Source organism: Alteribacillus bidgolensis (assembly GCF_002886255.1).
GTDB classification, from domain to species: Bacteria; Bacillota; Bacilli; order Bacillales; family Marinococcaceae; genus Alteribacillus; species Alteribacillus bidgolensis.
The window spans coordinates 2,333,044-2,352,339 of sequence record NZ_KZ614149.1; the positions used below are offsets into that span (position 1 = coordinate 2,333,044).

General features: G+C 40.7%; 19 protein-coding genes. All 19 read right to left on the reverse strand.

The features are described 5' to 3' along the window. Positions 1 to 25: 25 nt before the first annotated feature. Positions 26 to 781, reverse strand: a complete 756-nt coding sequence (locus CEF16_RS11670) for an alpha/beta hydrolase (protein ID WP_091581149.1) — start codon at positions 779 to 781, stop codon at positions 26 to 28. Positions 782 to 828: 47 nt separating this feature from the next. Then, the gene (locus tag CEF16_RS11675) at positions 829 to 1,551 is read right to left on the reverse strand and encodes an alpha/beta hydrolase (RefSeq protein WP_091581147.1); all 723 of its coding nucleotides are present in this window, start codon (positions 1,549 to 1,551) and stop codon (positions 829 to 831) included. 220 nt (positions 1,552 to 1,771) lie between these two features. Beyond that, positions 1,772 to 2,620: an SDR family oxidoreductase gene (locus tag CEF16_RS11680; RefSeq protein WP_091581144.1), complete on the reverse strand. Its 849-nt coding sequence runs from the start codon at positions 2,618 to 2,620 to the stop codon at positions 1,772 to 1,774. Beyond that, positions 2,621 to 3,685 (reverse strand): mannonate dehydratase, encoded by a 1,065-nt coding sequence (uxuA, locus tag CEF16_RS11685; RefSeq protein ID WP_091581142.1) that lies wholly within the window; start codon positions 3,683 to 3,685, stop codon positions 2,621 to 2,623. Positions 3,686 to 3,705: 20 nt separating this feature from the next. Further along, positions 3,706 to 4,722, reverse strand: a complete 1,017-nt coding sequence (locus tag CEF16_RS11690) for a zinc-binding alcohol dehydrogenase family protein (RefSeq protein ID WP_091581139.1) — start codon at positions 4,720 to 4,722, stop codon at positions 3,706 to 3,708. Between the two features lie 10 nt (positions 4,723 to 4,732). Beyond that, positions 4,733 to 6,010 (reverse strand): TRAP transporter large permease, encoded by a 1,278-nt coding sequence (locus tag CEF16_RS11695; RefSeq protein WP_091581135.1) that lies wholly within the window; start codon positions 6,008 to 6,010, stop codon positions 4,733 to 4,735. Next, complete coding sequence (locus tag CEF16_RS11700) at positions 6,007 to 6,492, reverse strand: TRAP transporter small permease (protein WP_091581132.1); 486 nt, start codon at positions 6,490 to 6,492, stop codon at positions 6,007 to 6,009. The genes CEF16_RS11695 and CEF16_RS11700 overlap by 4 nt, the downstream gene beginning before the upstream one ends. A gap of 242 nt (positions 6,493 to 6,734) precedes the next feature. Next, entirely contained in the window at positions 6,735 to 7,778 is a 1,044-nt protein-coding gene (locus CEF16_RS11705; protein WP_091581130.1) for a TRAP transporter substrate-binding protein, read from the reverse strand. A gap of 94 nt (positions 7,779 to 7,872) precedes the next feature. Further along, positions 7,873 to 8,883: an ureidoglycolate dehydrogenase gene (allD, locus tag CEF16_RS11710; RefSeq protein ID WP_091581127.1), complete on the reverse strand. Its 1,011-nt coding sequence runs from the start codon at positions 8,881 to 8,883 to the stop codon at positions 7,873 to 7,875. Positions 8,884 to 9,010: 127 nt separating this feature from the next. After that, positions 9,011 to 9,697: a GntR family transcriptional regulator gene (locus CEF16_RS11715; RefSeq protein ID WP_091581124.1), complete on the reverse strand. Its 687-nt coding sequence runs from the start codon at positions 9,695 to 9,697 to the stop codon at positions 9,011 to 9,013. 306 nt (positions 9,698 to 10,003) lie between these two features. After that, on the reverse strand, positions 10,004 to 10,630 hold the full coding sequence (locus CEF16_RS11720) for a bifunctional 4-hydroxy-2-oxoglutarate aldolase/2-dehydro-3-deoxy-phosphogluconate aldolase (RefSeq protein ID WP_091581122.1): 627 nt from the start codon (positions 10,628 to 10,630) through the stop codon (positions 10,004 to 10,006). After that, positions 10,630 to 11,613: a sugar kinase gene (locus tag CEF16_RS11725; protein ID WP_245917846.1), complete on the reverse strand. Its 984-nt coding sequence runs from the start codon at positions 11,611 to 11,613 to the stop codon at positions 10,630 to 10,632. The genes CEF16_RS11720 and CEF16_RS11725 overlap by 1 nt, the downstream gene beginning before the upstream one ends. 16 nt (positions 11,614 to 11,629) lie before the next feature. Continuing rightward, a complete protein-coding gene (locus CEF16_RS11730) occupies positions 11,630 to 12,400 on the reverse strand; it encodes an IclR family transcriptional regulator (RefSeq protein ID WP_342750499.1) in 771 nt (256 codons plus the stop codon). A gap of 395 nt (positions 12,401 to 12,795) precedes the next feature. Further along, entirely contained in the window at positions 12,796 to 13,026 is a 231-nt protein-coding gene (gene secG, locus CEF16_RS11735) for a preprotein translocase subunit SecG (protein ID WP_091581114.1), read from the reverse strand. Between the two features lie 249 nt (positions 13,027 to 13,275). Continuing rightward, positions 13,276 to 14,559: a phosphopyruvate hydratase gene (gene eno, locus CEF16_RS11740; RefSeq protein ID WP_091581112.1), complete on the reverse strand. Its 1,284-nt coding sequence runs from the start codon at positions 14,557 to 14,559 to the stop codon at positions 13,276 to 13,278. An 18-nt stretch (positions 14,560 to 14,577) separates the two neighbouring features. Beyond that, positions 14,578 to 16,110: a 2,3-bisphosphoglycerate-independent phosphoglycerate mutase gene (gene gpmI, locus CEF16_RS11745; RefSeq protein ID WP_091581109.1), complete on the reverse strand. Its 1,533-nt coding sequence runs from the start codon at positions 16,108 to 16,110 to the stop codon at positions 14,578 to 14,580. After that, a complete protein-coding gene (tpiA, locus tag CEF16_RS11750) occupies positions 16,103 to 16,864 on the reverse strand; it encodes a triose-phosphate isomerase (RefSeq protein WP_091581107.1) in 762 nt (253 codons plus the stop codon). The genes gpmI and tpiA overlap by 8 nt, the downstream gene beginning before the upstream one ends. Positions 16,865 to 16,906: 42 nt before the next feature. After that, positions 16,907 to 18,091 carry a phosphoglycerate kinase gene (locus tag CEF16_RS11755; RefSeq protein WP_091581104.1) on the reverse strand — a complete coding sequence of 395 codons (1,185 nt, stop codon included), beginning with the start codon at positions 18,089 to 18,091 and terminating at the stop codon, positions 16,907 to 16,909. 170 nt (positions 18,092 to 18,261) lie between these two features. Then, positions 18,262 to 19,266 (reverse strand): type I glyceraldehyde-3-phosphate dehydrogenase, encoded by a 1,005-nt coding sequence (gene gap / locus CEF16_RS11760; RefSeq protein WP_091581102.1) that lies wholly within the window; start codon positions 19,264 to 19,266, stop codon positions 18,262 to 18,264. Positions 19,267 to 19,296 lie beyond the last annotated feature (30 nt).

A 19,296-nucleotide genomic window follows, 5' to 3' on the forward strand; every position in this document is an offset into this window, starting at 1 on the left:
CTTTCACTGCTATATATACTAAATCTTACTTATCTGTTTCCCAATCAAGCTGTTCTAAAAACTGGTAGATATCTTCTTGAAGCTGTTCTCTTTCTTTATCCATCGTAATAACATGACCAGATTCTTCATACCATTTTAATTCTTTCTTATCAGAAGAAATTTCCTCATGAATAATTTCAGCGCTTTTTGGCTGCACCATGTCATCCTGCTCTGCTTGGACAACAAACGCAGGGGCATAAATCATGTCGAGCGAGTCACGCACCTCTTCGATCAAATCATTAACAGACGTGAGTGTATCCAGCGGGAGCTGTCTAAATACTTCCATCTCTTTTTCTATTTGTTCATCATCTTTTTTTTCAAGCTGCTTATACTCTTTTGCGTATTGTAAGACTCCCTTATACAAACGTTCTTTGTTGTCTGATGTGATCATAGGGGCGCACATAGGAACAATCCCCTTTACTTGATAAGTGTAAGCGACTTTTAACGTCATTAAACCACCTAAAGACAAACCAGCAACGGCGATTTCTTCATAGCCGTCATTTTTTAGTTTTTGCCAGGCTCGTTCGACATCCTGCCACCAGTCAAAATGCTCTGTTTCCATCAATTCTTCCGGAGGAACGCCATGACCTTGATAAATAGGGGCATGACACGTATATCCTCTTTTTTGTAAATAGCGCCCTAACATGCGTACATCCGCGGATGAGCCGGTAAATGCATGCAATAACAATACCGCACGTTTTCCTCCCTCAAATGTAAATGGTTTTGGCGGTACAATTTTCATGATACACTTTCCCCTTTCTCTCTCTTCCTATCCATTTATTATTATTTTCAATCAGCACTTTTCCATACTACTTGCTGTGCAGGTGATGCAGAAAGTAAAAATGTCTCCACGTCTTCAATTACTTGCGCGCTGTTTTCTCCATGGCAGAGAAAATGTTTGGATTGTTCATAAAAATGAAGCTGTTTCAAGGGTGTCTCGATTTTTTCATGTAAAAATTCGGCGCTTCTTCTAGGCACTAAACCATCCTGTACTCCTTGGCCAATAAACACAGGCACTTTGATGTCTTTTAAAAACGGGGTCACTGCTTTAACGGCTTTTCGGAATTCTACCACTGCCTGGATCGGTGTGTGAATTTTGTCATTAAAAATCGGATACCATGGATGCTTTTTCATTTCTCCTTTCACGCCTGTTTCAAGCATCACACCCATATCTTTCACGAGCTGTCCAGCTCCAATGTATTGAGCAGCAGCACTTAATAATACTACCCTTGATACAGGGTAACGTGCAGCTATGTAACTGGCGAGCATTCCACCCATTGAAAAACCAATGACAAAGACTTTTTCACAATGGACAAATAATTCGCTTGCTGCAAGATCAGCTTTATATATCCACGTTTTATAAGAAGCTTCCTTTAAATTTTCATGTTGATCATGGCCTGGCAGCACCGGAGTATACACCAGCCACTTATACTCTTGCCTTAGCCGATCTGCCAATGGCTCTAACTCCCAGGGTGATCCTGTAAAACCGTGTAAACATAGACAACCAATCATAGGTCTCCTCTGCCTCTTTTTTCACTGCCTTTTTGTGTCAGTGTTTTTATATTCTTTACCAATATACCCTAAATGCTTGAAAAGAAGCCCAAAAATAATCATATCAAAACACCTTTGGATTTGCTTTTAATAAGAAAAGAAAATCTCGTCAAAATTAAAACTCCCTGCCATTTTGGCAAGGGAGTTGATTATAATGGATTTTGTATGTGAAAATTTAATATCACACACCAGAATAAGCCATAAATCCACCGTCTACTGGAATCGTAACACCATTAACAAACCCGGACATGTTATCATCTACAAGCCATAGTAATGTTCCTAATAGATCTTCTGGTTTCCCAAATCGTTCCATTGGTGTGTGGCTTATAATCTTGTTAGAACGTTCTGTCAACGAACCATCTTCATTTAATAGCAAATTATGATTTTGTGATGTCAAAAAGAAACCGGGCGCAATCGCATTGCATCGAATATTTTCCTTTGCCATATGAACAGCAAGCCATTGGGTGAAGTTATCAATTCCCGCTTTGGCTGAACTGTACGACAATACTTTCGTCATCGGGCTTGGTGCACTCATCGAAGAAATATTAATTACCGAAGCACTGTCTTTATTCAGCATTCCTTTCATAAATACTTGAGTAGAAAGAACGGCACCAATATAGTTTAAATGGAAAACATGCTTCAATCCTTCTTCTGTTAAGTCAAAAAATGTTTTTACATCATCATTTTCAAGATGTTCTTTAAGGAAATACTCCTCTGTTGTCGCTGCGTCAGGGTGATTGCCTCCAGCTCCATTAATTAATATATCATAGGATTCGTAATGTTTTCGTACATACGCTTCTGCCTCTTTAATGCTTTCTTTATCCAACACATCACAAGAAACAGCTAACGCTTCGCCTCCGTCTTTTTCAATTTCATCTGTTACTTTTTGAGCATTTTCAAGCTTTCTGCTGAGTACCGCGACTTTCACTCCTTGTCTTGCTAGCTCTTTCGCCATATCACCGCACAAAACTCCGCCTCCGCCAGTAACAATGGCAACTTTCCCTTTTAAGTTAGAATGAAATGGAAACATTTAAGAACCGCCTTTCTCCATAGTATCCCAAATTCCGTGCATATACATAATACCAAGTGCTCTGTCATACAACCCATATCCTGGACGACATTCTTCACCCCAAAGGTGCCGGCCGTGGTCCGGGCGGATATAGCCTTTATAACCAATATCGTGATAAGCTTGTATCACTTTTACAATATCAACGGACCCATCCTCTGCACGATGAGAGGTTTCAATAAAGTCTCCATTGTCATAACGCCTTACATTTCGAACATGCGCAAAATGAATTCTATCTTTAAAATCATAAATCATCTTAGGAATATCATTATCAGGATGGGCTCCGAGCGCACCGCTGCAAAGCGTCAATCCATTACATTCACTGTCCACCAACGAAACCAGCTTTTGAAGATCATCTTGAGTAGAAACGATTCTTGGCAGGTTAAAAACAGACCAAGGTGGATCGTCCGGGTGAATGGCCATACGAACATCGCATTCCTTACATACAGGTATTACTCGTTCTAGGAAGTAACGTAAATTTTCACGTAAATCTTCCGCTGTCACACCTTTATATTGATTAATTAATGATTGAATGTGCTCCAGCCTCTCTGGCTCCCAACCGGGCATTGTAAATTCTGGGTTTTCCGTAACTTTTCTAATGAGTTCTTCTGGTGTTATATTGTTTATCTTATCGTTTTCATAAAATAAAGCAGTAGAACCATCTTCCATTTCTTTTCTTAAGTCGGTTCTGATCCAGTCAAACACAGGCATGAAGTTGTAGCAAATCACTTTCACTCCTGCTTCTGCCAGATTACGAATAGTTTCCTTATAATTATCTATATATTGATCTCTAGTTGGTAACCCTAGCTTAATATCTTCGTGAATGTTCACACTTTCAACAACATCAATATTTAGTCCTTTTGATTCTATATGCTCCTTTTCTTTCAGAATCTCTGATAGTCCCCATTTTTCTCCAGGCTGTTTATGGTGAAATGCCCAAACAACGCCGGAAACTCCTGGAATTTGGTTAATATGGTTCAATGATACACTATCATTGTTTTCCCCATACCATCTAAAAACCATTTGCATAGTGTTCACCCCAGTGTAAACTATATTTTTATAACAACTTTTCTCACTTTTTCTGGATGATCCTCCATTAATTGAAAAGCCTTTTCTGCATCTTTTAATTCAAATTCATGGCTAACAAGCTCTTTAACATCGAAGCTCTTGGTGTTAAAAAGATCAATAACAACAGGAAAGCGATACGTTTGCAGTCTAGAACCACAAACCGTCAGCTCTTTTTTAGTAATTTCTACTTGTGGAATGGAAGAAGGTGTTCCATCGAACCCAAGTAAAACAACGCAGCCAGCAGTGGACGCTATTTTTACAGATTGTTCAAACGTTTGCGGCGTTCCGACTGCATCAAGGACCACATTGGCTCCCATTCCATTCGTCCAATCTTGAATGGTTTGCTCAACATCTTGTTCTCCTGGGTGAATCCGTACATCCGCTCCCCATTTTTCAGCAAACTGCAAACGTTCCTTATTAAAATCAGAAATAATGACCTTGGCGCCTGCTTCTTTCGCCATTTTTAAGCAGCATAAACCAATTGGACCTGCTCCAATGATAAAAACGATATCATCTTTTTGTACTTGTCCTCGGTATATGGCTTGCGCACCTATGGTAAATGGCTCTATTAACACAATTTCCGACCAGTCCAGATCCGGATTCACCCGATGAAGAGCTTCTTCAGGTACATTTATATATTCCTGGCTGCCGCCATCAAGGTGAACACCATAGACTTTAATACTTTCACACACGTTAGGTCTTCTATTCCGGCAAGCATAACATTCACCACAGTAAGCGATTGGTTCCAAAACTACTTTATCTCCCGCAGCAACGGAAGAAACATCACTTCCTATTTCTTCGACTTCGCCCGCTACTTCATGGCCAATAATACGAGGATACGTAGCAAATGGGTTCTCGCCATGAAGAATATGCATATCTGATCCGCAGATCCCCATTCTTTTTACTTTCACTCTGACTTCTTTACCTTCAGGTTTTTTTGGCTCATTGGTCTCGGTAATGTGTAATTGACCAGGTTCGAGTACTTGGATCGCTTTCATATCATCACTCCTATGAGTCTAATAAATTAGGTAAAAACAGGGTAATCTCAGGTATAAAGCTGACCAATAACAAAACGATTAAACTTACAGCTAAAAATGGCAAAAGGGCAATAGACGCTCGAACCAAAGATACTCTCCCTATATTGGAAGCAACAAATAAACATACCCCTACAGGTGGTGTGGAAAGACCAATCATAAGGTTAAGGACCATCATGACCCCAAACTGAATGGGATCCATTCCTATCTGCGTGGCGACAGGCAGCAATACAGGGAATAAAATGACTAAAGCTGCAATGGTTTCCATGAATGTTCCAATAAATAACAACAGCAAGTTCAACAGCAGTATAACAACGATTGCATTTCCTGAAATAGAAAGAATCGTGTCAGCAACTAACTGTGGAATTTGTTCACTTACAAGGATCCAGCCATATAAGTTTGCAAATCCTACAAGCAGCATTATTCCTGCGGTGCTGACCATTGAATCCACCATAATTTTAGGAATGAGCGTTATTTTCAAATCCCGGTAAATGAACAATCCTACTATTAGAGCATAAACCACTGCAATAATCGCAGCTTCTGTCGGAGTAAAAATGCCGCTTAATATCCCCACTAAAATAACAACGGTCATCATTAGTGCCCAAAAGGCTCCAGGAAATGCTTTTATAATGACAGATAATTTTTGCCGTTCTCCTTTAGGATAGCCTTTTATGACAGATATGATATAGGTGAGAAGCATTAAGCTCAGCCCTAATAAAATGCCTGGAACGGCCCCTGCTAAAAATAAATCACCAATCGATACAGTTGCTAACGTACCAACAATAATCATCGGTAATGAAGGCGGTATGATTGGACCGACCGTAGACGAAGAAGAAGTAACGGCAACAGCAAATGGACCATCATAGCCTTCTCTTTTCATCGCTGGAATCATGACCGACCCGATACTCGCTGTATCCGCCAGAGCCGTACCGGAAATACCAGCAAACCCCATCGAAGAACCGACGTTGGCCAGCCCTAAACCTCCACGAATATGACCAACAATTTTATTCGTAAAGTCGATAATACGGCTCGTAATCCCGCCTGCATTCATCAGATTTCCAGCCAAAATAAATCCCGGGATACATAAGAGAACAAATGAGTTGATACCTTCAAACATTTTTTGAACCATTATATTTAACGGAATATCCATTATAAGAATATAAATTAACGATGAAAGCCCTAAGCTAAAAGCAATTGGCACACCTAAAAATATGAACACAATAAATGAAATAAATAGCATGAAAGCCATCATTGCTCCACCCCTCCTTCCTCTGTCTCCCTACCAGTCATCAGCTTATATACATTCAACAAGCTGTAAATCCCTATAAACGCAAAACTAATGATCATAACTCCATATATATAAGACATCTGTACAGCCAATGTTGCGGAAGTTTTCATGTTTCCAATTAGAGCAAACTCATAAGCATAATAGATTAAGAATATACTAAACGCTCCTAACAAAAGGTAAACGGCACCATCATAATATTTTTTCACTTTGGAAGGCAGAAGATTAACGAATATATCAACTCGCACAAATTCTCGTCTTTCCATTGCCACCGGCGCACCAAAAGCAATGGCAAAAATAAATAAAAACCTTGACAGTTCTTCTGTCCACATAAATGAAATGGGTGTGAATCTTGACGTAATTTGCAGAAGCACAACAACAATCAAGGCTGTGAAAAAAAGCAATGTGAACACTTTATTAAGTTTAGTTAAGAGATTAAAAATCAGCATACCTATTCCCCTCTTGATTTGTCATGTTTTCCTATTAGAAATCTTTCCGTGTCAAAGGTAAGACATTGATTCAATTACGGATTTTTCACGGTGTCCCTGTAGTAAAAGATCAAATTTTCAAGAACCACTTCTCCCTGATCTTTCCAGGGGGGCATCCTGAAAAATCTGCAATGGATATAAACAGAGGGGGAAGGGAAAGTGCGCGTATTCCCACCTTTCCCTCCCAACCTGTACAGCTAAAATCATTCTCCAGCTTCTACAATTCTTTCATATAGATCAAGCTGTTCTTCTGATAAGTTTTCCTCAATTGCAGGTCTCATAGCTTCTGCAAATGCTTCTTGATCAACTTCATCATTAAATGTCATGCCTTCATCTTTCAACAATTGCGTATATTCCTCAGTGTCTTCTTCATAAAGCTCTTGTGCGTAGCTTTGTACTTCTTCTGCTGCTTCCATTACCGCATCCTGCATATCTTCATCTAAAGCATTGAATTGCTCATTACCGACAACAACATATACCCAGCCATAAACGTGTTCGGTTTCATTCACATATTCTTGTACCTCATAAAATCCAGCACTATGAATAAGGTCGACAGGGTTTTCCTGGCCGTCAATTACTCCTTGCTGCAGCCCTGTAAATACCTCACTGAATGCCATAGTTTGCGGGCTTGCACCAGCTTCTGACCATGCATCCATAAAGATTGGAACGTTTGGTACTCGCATTTTGAACCCATTCAAATCTTCCGGAGAGTTAATTGGTTCATTAGAAGTTAAGTTCCGTGGTGCTCTGACATGATAATACAAAGGAGTAAGTCCTACATCATTTTTTACAATGCCCTCAATTTCTTCACCAATTTCTCCTTCAACTACTGTTTGTAGATGGTCTTCACTTGTAATACCATAAGGAATACCCATCATAGCGGTTTCAGGAGCCCAGTTTGCCATGGACTCACCTGTCATCGTCATATCTGCAGTACCTGCTTGAATACTGTCGATAACATCTGTTTCACTACCGAGCTGCTCATTAGGATAGATTTCAATTTGCAACTGACCGTCTGTTTTTTCATCTACTAATTCGGCAAATTTCACCGCCGTTTGATGCCAAGAATGTTCCTCATTTGATAAGTGACCTAGTTTCCAAGTTATTTGCTCACCTGAATCACTTTCTGCATCCTCATTTGATCCTTCAGCTGATTGATCTGTTTCTTCCTCTGAAGTATCTTCTCCACATGCACTCATAACCATTAAAAACATAGCTAACAATGCAAACCAAAGAATCTTTTTCATTGGTCAACATCCCCCTTTTTATTATTTATTGTATTAACGACCAGTCTTAAAGCCGTTACTACCGATGTTGTGTCATAAATAAGTGGTTTATATTTTATTGATTTAAAAAATTAAAAATACTTTGTTCAACGGGTATTCCATTTTTCAAGTATTCTTCTTCTTTTAATTGTTCAGGCTCTCCTGGAACAAGAACCTTATTAAAATTCTTAGCTGGTTCTAACTCGTGCAGCTCATCTATCATGCTATCTATGCCGGTTAAAAACTCGTCTGTATTAATAAACAAACCTGGATCAATAGTGATGATCATATGCCCGAGCTTGCGGTATTTATTGTAATCTCCATACATTGTAGTAATAGATGGCCCAAAAGCTGACCCCGTCAGGACACCTGATAACACATCAACCATAAGAGCGAGACCATATCCTTTTGGTCCTCCAACAGGCAAAAGACTTTTTACTTGCGAAGGGTCTGTAACAGGAACTCCTTCTTGGTCTACTCCCCAATTTTCTGGTATGGATTGGCCTTTCTCCCTGGCATGAAGAACTTTACCAAGGGCTACATTACTTGTAGCCATGTCCAATATAATGGGGCGATGTTTCTTTGCAGGAAATCCATAAGCCAATGGATTAGTACCAAAATAAGATTCAGCGCCGCCGAATGGAACAACTGCTCGATCTGTTTGGGTAACAATCATACTCACCGTATTTTGATTTGCTGCATGTTCTGCAAAATACGAAAGGGCTCCGCAATGGCTGCTGTTAATGATACCCACCATTCCAATTCCATTTTCCTTAGAAAGAGAAATTGCATGGTCCATCGCTTCTTTTGTAATAACATGTCCCATACCATGATCACCGTCAAACAGCGCCCCGGCTCTACCCTTTGATTCAACCTTAAAAGAATTATTAGGCTTTATCCCCCCTTCACTTAATCGTTTAATGTAATGCTCTGTTCTTAAAACTCCATGAGAATGAACACCACGCAAATCTGCATGAACTAAAACATCAGCCACCACTTTTGCGTGGTCTTCTTGAAGGTTTGCAGCGGTTAGTTTATGAATTACGAGTTCTTTCAACTCTTCTGCTTGTACAACCACTTGCGCCATCAAATACCCCTTTCCAGAAGTTTAAGCTACTTCAGTAGTAACCGATTACAAAAAGCGTTTACATTTTAAGTCGAATGACATTCATTTATTGGTTATTTAAGCGGCCAACTCTAAACCGCTTACAAATTTATTTAAAGTAACTGGGAAACTTTTTTATGAGTTCTTTGTAATCTATCGTTACTAAGCTCAAATGCTTTCTAACTACTTTTTCTGCTTGTACCACGTCACGTTCTTTTATAGCTTGTACGATTTCTTCGTGTTGAGAAATAATTGTATCTGTGTTTAGTTTTTCAGATAAACTAAGCAAGCGGACTCTGCTGAAATTGATACTCATCATATTTTGAACAATATTCCAGGTTCTTGACTTATTACATTCTTTAAAAATAATAGAATGAAATTGATCATCTAATCCGTAAAAGTCTTTCATTCTGTTTTCTTCAATACATTCCTTTTGAAGTTTTATCGTGTTATTCAGTTTTTCAATTTCTGCATCAGAAAACAATTCACAGGCTAATTTTGTTACCGCAACCTCTAAGTGTTCCCGCATAAACCTGGTTTCTTCTAAATGATCGAGGTCGATTAATGAAACGGTTGATGTTTTTTGAGGATAAACAGTAATTAAATCTTCTTGGGAAAGCCTCAAAAAAGCTTCTCTAACAGGTGTTCGACTGACTTGTAACAGTTTTGATATTTCATTTTCACTAATAGCCCTGCCAGGTTCAAATTTCAACCCCGTAATTTCTTGTCTGAGTTTTGCGTACACTTCTGTTCGAATAGATTTATTATTTTTATTTGTTAATGTACTAATATTCATGTATGCGCCTCCAAAACTTCTCGCTTTACTTGTATACTAGTATAAAAGAATACAAGTATGTTGACAAGTATTTTTCAAAATTAAATAAAAAAATACTTAAAACCTTTATATAACAGGGGTTCTTTTAGCTTATTGCTTATTAAAGTTAGAAAAACTTGGCTTACCGCTTAGTCCTTATGGTGGAAGTCTTAGCTTTTTCTTATAAGGTCAACCGTCAAAAATTCTATACTTCCTGACGTCACAGAAAAACACAGTACTCCTTTTAAGAATACTGTGCTTTTTTTCATATCATAACCGTTACTTTTCTTATCTCAATCCAGAGAAAAGGGTCTTTGCATTTTGGGTCAGCTTCTCCAAATTTCCTTCTTCTATTGCTTGCTTGTCCATTAAAGAGCCGCCCACGCCAACAGCTACTGCACCGTTATCAATAAATTCCTGGATGTTGCTCGCATTTACTCCGCCGGTCGGGATCATTGGTATGTGCGGGAGCGGTCCTTTTAATTCTTTTAAATAACCAGGTCCGAGCGTGGCAGCAGGAAAGATTTTCACAACATCGGCGCCGGCTTCATACGCAGAAACTACTTCTGTCGGCGTCATGACTCCGGGTATCGAAGTCACACCATAACGTTTGGCTGCTCTTACTACATCACAATTCAAATTCGGAGAAAATATAAAGTCTGCTCCTGTATGAATCGCACGAACAGCAGATGGTTCATCCAGCACGGTTCCGGCCCCTACTAAAGCTCGATCACCGAATTCCTCTTTGACTTGCTGAATTAAATCAGCAGATTCTGGCTTTTCCATCGTAATTTCCATATGTTTGACGCCACCTGCCAGCAAGGCTTCAGCGATATCAAGCATTTTATCCTGTGGCGGACGGCGGATCACAGCGATCACCGGAGAGTTTTGCAAAGATTCTATCGTGTTTCTCATTATCGGTTAACCTCCTCTTGATTAGGGTTTTCAAATGCTTGAAGCATACCTTGTAATTCTTTTTCGCGTGGATACCCTTCTACATCCCCGCCAGCTTGAACAGTAATGGCCCCGACAAGATTGGCGATTTTTAGAGATTCCAGTAGGGAGATCCCTTTGACGAGTCCGCTTACAAAACCTGCAGCAAAGCCATCACCTGCTCCAACAGGATCGACTACCTTTTCTGCTTTGTACCCTTTCACGAACCCGTTTTCTTCTTTTGCTGCATAATAACAGCCCTTTTCGCCAAGCTTTACAATCACAACAGCATTAGGATTTTGCTCCAAATAAAATGCGGCTATTTTTTCTGGATCATCGGTTCCGATTAAAGCTTTACCTTCTTCTTGACCTGGAAGAATATAATCGGCATCTGCTGCGAGTTTATTTAGCACATCGCGCATCTCTTCTTCACTATTCCAGAGCTTTTTACGAATATTCGTATCAAAAATAATAGGCATTTGATTTTTTTTAGCGATTCTGACCGCTTCAAAAGTTAACTCCTTGCATGATTTACTTATTGCTGGTGTGATTCCTGAGAAAAATAAGTATCTGGCAGATGTTAGGTAGTCTTCATCCAAATTGTCTTTTGACATATAGCTTGCTGCAGAATGATGGCGATAATAATACACATTCATTTTATCACCATAGCGTCTTTCTTTGAAAAATAGTCCCGTAGGAGCTGCATCTGTGAAAGAAACGCCGGTAGTATCAACGCCTTCTCCTCTAACGGTACGCTGTATATAATAACCAAATGGGTCATCGCCCAGTTGACTAATCCATCCGCATCGATGACCGAGACGGCTTAACGCAACAGAAAAATTTGATTCCGCTCCACCAATCTGTTTTTGAAACGATGTCGCATAATCAAGGGGCAGAGCTTGATCAGGGTTCATCAAAACCATCGTTTCACCAAATGTGACGACATCTAAACGTTTGGTACTCACACGCCTTCCCTCCATTTTAATTATGATGATATCCAAGGAAACTCGAAATGTCTTTTCCAGCTTTGACAACCAATTCAGCGTAATCTTTCAATTTTTCATCTGAAAGTCTCATTTCTGGCCCGGACATACTGATGCCTGCTACCGGTCTGCCGTTATGATCAAAAATAGGTGCCGCTGCACAGCGAATTCCCTTTTCATGTTCTTCATCGTCGATAGAGTAGCCTTGCTGCTTGATTGTCTTTAATTGCTCTTTCAACTTACCGACCGAATTAACAGTGTGTTCGGTATATGTAGTTAAGTTCATGCTAGCTAATAATGTTTCTGTTTCTTCCTCGGGTAAAAATGCTAGGATTGCTTTTCCAACCCCGGTGCAATGAAGAGGAGCAACTTTTCCGATACTAGAATACATCCGTATCGTTTTCGGGCTTTCCACTTTGTCAATATAAGCAACGTGATCTTGTTCAAATAGAACAAGATGAGCTGTTTCACCTGTACTATCGACAAGTTCTTGTAAAAAAGGGGAGGCCACCTGGCGAATGTCAAGTGAATCTAACACATGCTGTCCTACGTCTATAAATTTAAGGCCTAATGTATACACCCCCGTTATTGGATCCTGCTTCACATATCCTTCTTGCATAAGTGTCGATAGTATGCGGTGAACGGTGCTTTTGGCCACTTCGAGCTGTCTGGAAAGTTCTGAAACACCAAGACCTTGCTTTCTGTTTTTTAAAAGTTCAATACACTGTAACGTCCGCTCTACCGATTGAATGGTTTTATAATTAGAAATCGTCCTCCCCCCTTTTTCTCATGTTCCTAATTAAGGAACATCGTTCCTCATATTGTTATACCTACTATACCTTTTTCACAAAGACAATGTCAATTTTCTTTTAGCAAAATTAGACTCCATTAGTTGGAACTAATACCTTACCATCAACTCATTTGACTGGGCAACATCTTCCCTTGGATACTGATGACTCGGGGTTTCTCGCTTCGCAGGCTCCACAACACTCTCCATTGGTTCCCACAACTCGAGGTTTCCTCCTCCGTGGGTTTTAACAAAAGATCCTCTTTATCGTGTCGCCCGAGCGGCTCGGAGCTGAAGCTAGACACGGGCCAAATAATATGGCAATAGTTTTCACCTCTGAAAAATAAAAAACACAGCAGGAATCTCTCCCGCTGCATTTATAAAAAGTAAGCAAGTAATAACGTAAGAACAAAAAAGATGACAGCAAGTACGACGGTTGCTCGGCTAAGAAAGGCCTCGACACCGCGTGCTTTTTGTTTCCCCATTAATTGCTCGGCTCCGCCGGAAATAGCACCAGACAATCCAGCACTGCGCCCGGATTGTAATAACACGACAGTAATTAAAGCTACCGAGACAATAATTAACAAGACATACAGCAAGGTTTCCAAACATTACACCTCCACGACCGTTTCACATATTGTAAATCTAACACACCCCATACAAATTGGCAATATGAAAAGAAAGGCACTTTAGTAATGGAATAGAAAAAGATATGCATATCCAATTCCAGCTTTTTTAAAGGGCTGTAGCATTCACAGCCTCCATCGTAAAAATCCGCAGCGTACTCTTCTTATAGAGAACGCTGCGGGCTTTTTTTGTTGTGTTGACTCATTCGGCAATAAGCCGAAGTTTTGTTGTTATTTGTTCACATTGTAAAAAGCTTGTTTACCTGGATATACAGAAGTACTGCCAAGTTCATCAGCTATACGGATAAGCTGATTATACTTTGCTACGCGGTCTGTACGCGATGGTGCACCTGTTTTAATCTGCCCGGCGTTAACTGCTACAGCAATGTCTGCAATGGTTGCATCTTCCGTCTCGCCAGAGCGGTGAGAAATAACTGCTGTGTAGCCAGCTCGTTTTGCCATTTCAATCGCATCAAAAGTTTCTGTCAACGTACCGATCTGGTTTACTTTGACGAGAATGGAATTTCCAACGCCTTGTTCAATCCCTTGAGAAAGTTTGTTGGTGTTTGTAACAAAAAGGTCATCCCCTACGAGCTGAACTTTATCACCAATTGTTTCGGTCAGCTTCTTCCAGCCGTCCCAATCGTTTTCATCTAAACCGTCTTCAATAGAAATAATTGGGTATTTTTCACAAAGGTCTTTATAGAAATCAATCATTTCGTCAGCTGTTTTTACAACCCCTTCGCCTTTAAGGTTGTATTTACCGTCTTCATATACTTCAGAAGAAGCGGCGTCCATAGCGAGCTGTACTTCTTCTCCAGGCTTGTATCCTGCTTTTTCAATAGCTTCCACGATGGTTTGGAGTGCTTCTTCATTGGAGCCAAGGTTTGGAGCAAAACCGCCTTCATCGCCTACTGCAGTGTTGTAACCTTTGTCTTTCAATACCTTTTTAAGGTTATGGAATATTTCTGCACCAATGCGGATAGCTTGCGGGAAGTCTTCTGCTCCTACCGGCATAATCATAAATTCTTGAATGTCTACATTGTTATCTGCATGCTCTCCACCGTTTAAAATGTTCATCATTGGAACAGGAAGCGTTTTTGCATTGAAACCGCCTAAGTATTCATAAAGCGGTACACCAAGATCATTTGCTGCTGCGTGGGCTGCTGCCATGGAAACACCTAAAATTGCATTAGCGCCTAGCTTTTCTTTATTATCTGTGCCATCAAGGTCAAGAAGCAGCTCATCAATTCCTGTTTGATCTGTTACATCCATTCCAACTACTTCTGGAGCAATATCTTCATTAATGTGATCAACAGCCTTCAAAACACCTTTCCCCATAAAACGATCGCCGCCATCACGAAGTTCAACTGCTTCGTATTCACCAGTGGAAGCACCACTTGGAACGAGAGCGCGTCCGAAAGCTCCTGTTTCTGTAAATACTTCTACTTCTACTGTTGGATTACCGCGAGAATCCAGGACTTCACGTGCATAAATATCTGTAATCATACTCATAGGTAATAAGCTCCTTTTCTATTTAATTAATGTTTTTCCTGTCATTTCAGCTGGTTTTTTAATTTGAAGAAGATCCACCGCTGTTGGCGAAAGATCAGCAAGAATGCCGCCTTCGCGGAGAGCTGCTCCTTCTTTTGTCACGATAACGGGAACCGGATTAGTCGTATGTGCCGTCATCGGTTCATCCTCAACTGTAACGACCTCGTCTGCATTACCGTGATCGGCTGTAATAATGGCATGTCCGCCTTTTACATGGAGAGTGTCCACCACTTTCCCTAAACATGTATCGACTGCTTCAACCGCTTGAATCGTTGCGTCGAGTTTTCCGGAGTGACCCACCATATCAGGATTAGCAAAATTTAAAACGATAAAATCATGATTTTCTGCCTCAATTTCTTTGACCAGTGCATCGGTTACTTCGTAAGCACTCATTTCAGGCTGTAAATCATAGGTAGCTACTTTTGGAGAATCAATCAAAATCCGTTGTTCTCCTTCAAATTCGTGTTCCTGTCCGCCGCTGAAGAAAAACGTCACATGGGGATATTTTTCAGTTTCTGCTATTCGCAGCTGTTTAAGGCCAGCTTTAGAAACGCTCTCTCCCATTGTGTTTGCTAAATTCTGCGGCGGGTAAGCAACTTCCGCCTGCACCGTATCACTGTACGCTGTCATTGTCACGTAATGAAGGTTTTCAGGGAAACGATCTCCCACTTTAAAACCGTTGAATTCTTTATTAGTAAAAACTTCAGAAAGCTGGATGGCACGATCCGGACGGAAATTAAAGAATACGACTGCATCATTATCTTTAATTGTCGCAACCGGTTCGCCCTCTTCGTCTTTTAATACAGCTGGAATTAAAAACTCATCCCATACTTCTTCGTTATACGAATGCTCAATCGCTTCTTCTGGACTGTTAAATGAGGGGCCTTCTCCATAGACCATCGCCCGGTATGATTTTTCTAACCGTTCCCAGCGGCGGTCGCGATCCATAGAATAATAACGACCATGTAAAGTAGCCAGACGACCTGTACCGCTTTCGTTCATTTTATTTTCCAAATCTTCAATGTACGTTTTTGCAGTAGTAGGCCCTACATCTCTTCCATCTAAAAAGGCATGCACATACACTTTCTCGATTCCTTTTTCTTTCGCTAAATCAAGCAGTGCAAATAAATGCTTAATATGACTGTGTACGCCTCCATCGGAAAGAAGTCCATAAATATGCAGGTTGCTGTCATTTTCCTTTGCGTGTTCGCACGCCCCGGCAAGTGCTTTATTTTCTCGGAAGGTTCCTTCTTCAATTCCTTTATTAATGCGCGTCAAACTTTGATAGACGACGCGGCCGGCACCAATGTTTAAATGGCCTACTTCTGAATTTCCCATTTGGCCTTCTGGAAGCCCGACCGCTTCTCCGCATGCTTGCAGCGTTGTATGGGGATATTTTTCCCAATAACGGTCGAAATTGGGGGTGTTAGCTTGTGTAACGGCATTTCCCTTTTGTTCGTCTCGAAGTGCGTAGCCGTCCAGAATAATTAACGCGACAGGCGATTTACTCATTTTTCCCAGCCTCCGCTAGCTGCAGAAAAGCATCCGGCTTTAAGCTCGCTCCGCCGACAAGCGCACCGTCAATATGTTCTTGCGACATGTATCCATCAATATTTTCAGGCTTCACACTGCCGCCGTATTGAATACGAACCGCTTCAGCTGTTTCTTCATCATACAGTTCTGCTAACACTTTACGTACCGTACCGCATGTTTCGTTTGCGTCTTCTGCCGAAGAAGACTTACCCGTTCCAATCGCCCAAATTGGCTCATAAGCCACAACCACTTGCTTAGCCTGCTCAAAACTTAAACCTTGAAATCCTTTTTCAACCTGCGTACGAACGACTTGCTCTGTTTTGTTGCTTTCTCTTTCTTCTAAGGTTTCGCCGCAGCACATAATTGGCGTGATGCCATGAGTAAACGCAGCATGAAGCTTTTGATTGACTGTCTCGTCTGTTTCATTGAACATTTCCCGACGTTCAGAGTGACCGATAATAGAGTACTTGATGCCCAAGTCTGCAAGAGCAGCTGGACTGATTTCTCCGGTAAACGCCCCGTTTTCTTCAAAGTGCATTGTTTGAGCACCAACTTCTACGTCACTGCCTTCTGCTTTGTCGTTCATTTCTTTTAAAAATAAAGCAGGAGCACAAACTACTGTTTCTACTTCGCTTTTAGCGGGAGTATTCCCTTTAATTTCTTCCATAAAAGAAACTGCTTCACTATGTGTTTTATTCATTTTCCAGTTCCCTGCAATAATTGGTTTTCTCATAACAATTCCCACCTCAATCTTTTATATGCTTAGATACAGATCTTATTTATCATCTAATGTGGCAACTCCAGGAAGAACTTTTCCTTCCATAAATTCAAGAGAAGCGCCGCCTCCTGTAGAAATATGGCTCATTTGTTCAGCAAAGCCGAATTTTTCAACAGCTGCAGCAGAATCTCCTCCACCTATAACGGAATATGTTTCAGAAGCATTAGCAAGTGCTTCTCCAATAGCTTTCGTACCGTTAGCAAAAGCCTCGAGTTCAAATACACCCATTGGCCCGTTCCAAATAACTAGTTTCGACGCGTTAATTACATCTTTACATGCATCCATTGTTTTTGGCCCAATATCAAGCGCTTCCCAATCGGCTGGGATGTTATCAATATTTACAATTTTAGTGTTGGCGTCGCTGCCAAAGTCATCTGCCACTTTAACATCAAGCGGCATGTAAAAATTAACACCCTTGTCTTCCGCTTTTCTCATAAAATCTTTAGCTAAATCTATTTTGTCTTCTTCTAAAAGGGATTTTCCTATTTCATATCCTTTTGCTTTTACGAACGTATAAGCTAGTCCGCCGCCGATAATCAAATTATCTACTTTATCAAGCAGATTATCAATAACACCAATCTTATCTTTTACTTTAGCTCCGCCTATGATAGCAGTGAATGGACGTTCTGGATCGGATAAAGCATTCCCTAATACTTCAAGCTCTTTTTCCATAAGTAATCCGGCAGCAGATGGAAGGTGGCGGGCCACACCTTCTGTAGAAGCGTGAGCACGGTGAGCGGCACCAAACGCATCGTTCACATAAAAGTCTGCCAGGGAAGCGATATTTTCAGATAATTGTGTGTCGTTTTTTTCTTCTCCTGGTTCAAAGCGAAGGTTCTCGAGCAATACTACTTCCCCTTCTGCTAAGTGTGCAGCTTCATGTTTTGCTTCTTCTCCAAATACTTCATCTACTTTTTTGACGTCTTTATGAAGGAGCTCCCCAAGACGAACAGCTACAGGTCCTAGTCGAAGTTCATCCGATACTTTTCCTTTTGGCCGGCCTAGATGGCTTCCAAGGATGATTTTAGCTCCTTGTTCGATTAAATACTCGATTGTAGGAAGGGCTGCACGAATCCGTGTGTCGTCTGTTACTTTTCCTTCACTCATAGGAACGTTAAAATCAACCCGGCAAAATACAGTTTTTCCGTTCAAATTGACGTCGCGAATAGACTTTTTATTCATTAGGATGAACCTCCCTTTTCTTTTCCAATACCTCATTATCCTTTTTAGCAGCACAATATTTCAAGGCTTTTTCTAAAAACGAAGCACATGCATCCGTTGTTTCATTAAAAAGGGGAGTAAGAAATATTACTTCCTTCTCCCCCTGTATTTGTCATCCCCAGGTTTGGTTTTTATTGTTGTTTTGCCATATAAGCAGCAAGGTCTACAACACGATTAGAATATCCAAACTCGTTGTCATACCAGGAAATAACTTTAACCATATTGTCTTCCATTACCATTGTAGAAAGGGCATCAATAGTGGAAGAGTTAGAATTGCCGTTGTAGTCGCCGGAAACGAGAGGTTCTTCGCTGTAACCAAGAATGCCTTTCAATTCGCCTTCCGCCGCTTCTTTTAATGCATTGTTCACATCATCAACGGTTACATTTTCTTCAAGCTCAGCAACTAGGTCTACAAGTGAAACGTTTGGAGTCGGCACGCGCATTGCTCCGCCGTTCAATTTACCTTCAAGTTCAGGAAGTACAAGTGCTACTGCTTTTGCTGCTCCTGTAGAGGTTGGAATAATATTTTCTGCTGCAGCACGAGCACGGCGATAGTCTTTATGCGGCAGGTCAAGAATCTGCTGGTCATTGGTATAGGAGTGTACGGTAGTCATCATTCCACGCTTCAAGCCAAATTTGTCGTTCAATACTTTGGCATAAGGAGCCAGGCAGTTTGTCGTACAAGACGCATTAGAAACAATATCGTGCTTAGACGGATCATACGTATTTTCGTTAACACCCATAACAAATGTTGCGTCTACTTCTTTACCTGGTGCAGAAATAATAACTTTCTTCGCTCCAGCTTCCAAGTGTTTTGCAGCATCGTCACGCTCTACAAAACGACCGGTAGATTCAATTACGAGTTCAACACCAGCATCTCCCCAGCCAATATCGGCAGGATTTCTTTCAGCTGTTACACGAATTTCTTTACCACCGACAACTAAGTTCTCGCCGTTAACAGAAACTTCCTCTTCAAGTTTGCCATGTACAGAATCATACTTCAACAGGTGAGCCAGCATTTCAGCATCTGTTAAGTCGTTAATAGCTACAACCTCTACGTCATCATTTTTCAAAGCTGCACGAAATACGACACGACCGATTCTTCCAAATCCATTAATACCAATTTTAGTTGCCATCACAAAATTCCTCCTAATTATAAAATACTG

Coding starts and splice junctions, on each gene's coding strand:
- CEF16_RS11695 (WP_091581135.1), bottom strand. CDS start 6,010: ATGATGGCTTTCATGCTATTTATTTCATTTATTGTGTTCATATTTTTA.
- CEF16_RS11720 (WP_091581122.1), bottom strand. CDS start 10,630: ATGAGAAACACGATAGAATCTTTGCAAAACTCTCCGGTGATCGCTGTG.
- CEF16_RS11675 (WP_091581147.1), bottom strand. CDS start 1,551: ATGATTGGTTGTCTATGTTTACACGGTTTTACAGGATCACCCTGGGAG.
- CEF16_RS11690 (WP_091581139.1), bottom strand. CDS start 4,722: ATGAAAGCGATCCAAGTACTCGAACCTGGTCAATTACACATTACCGAG.
- gap (WP_091581102.1), bottom strand. CDS start 19,266: ATGGCAACTAAAATTGGTATTAATGGATTTGGAAGAATCGGTCGTGTC.
- CEF16_RS11755 (WP_091581104.1), bottom strand. CDS start 18,091: ATGAATAAAAAGTCTATTCGCGACGTCAATTTGAACGGAAAAACTGTA.
- gpmI (WP_091581109.1), bottom strand. CDS start 16,110: ATGAGTAAATCGCCTGTCGCGTTAATTATTCTGGACGGCTACGCACTT.
- uxuA (WP_091581142.1), bottom strand. CDS start 3,685: ATGCAAATGGTTTTTAGATGGTATGGGGAAAACAATGATAGTGTATCA.
- CEF16_RS11680 (WP_091581144.1), bottom strand. CDS start 2,620: ATGTTTCCATTTCATTCTAACTTAAAAGGGAAAGTTGCCATTGTTACT.
- CEF16_RS11715 (WP_091581124.1), bottom strand. CDS start 9,697: ATGAATATTAGTACATTAACAAATAAAAATAATAAATCTATTCGAACA.
- tpiA (WP_091581107.1), bottom strand. CDS start 16,864: ATGAGAAAACCAATTATTGCAGGGAACTGGAAAATGAATAAAACACAT.
- CEF16_RS11670 (WP_091581149.1), bottom strand. CDS start 781: ATGAAAATTGTACCGCCAAAACCATTTACATTTGAGGGAGGAAAACGT.
- CEF16_RS11700 (WP_091581132.1), bottom strand. CDS start 6,492: ATGCTGATTTTTAATCTCTTAACTAAACTTAATAAAGTGTTCACATTG.
- allD (WP_091581127.1), bottom strand. CDS start 8,883: ATGGCGCAAGTGGTTGTACAAGCAGAAGAGTTGAAAGAACTCGTAATT.
- eno (WP_091581112.1), bottom strand. CDS start 14,559: ATGAGTATGATTACAGATATTTATGCACGTGAAGTCCTGGATTCTCGC.
- CEF16_RS11705 (WP_091581130.1), bottom strand. CDS start 7,778: ATGAAAAAGATTCTTTGGTTTGCATTGTTAGCTATGTTTTTAATGGTT.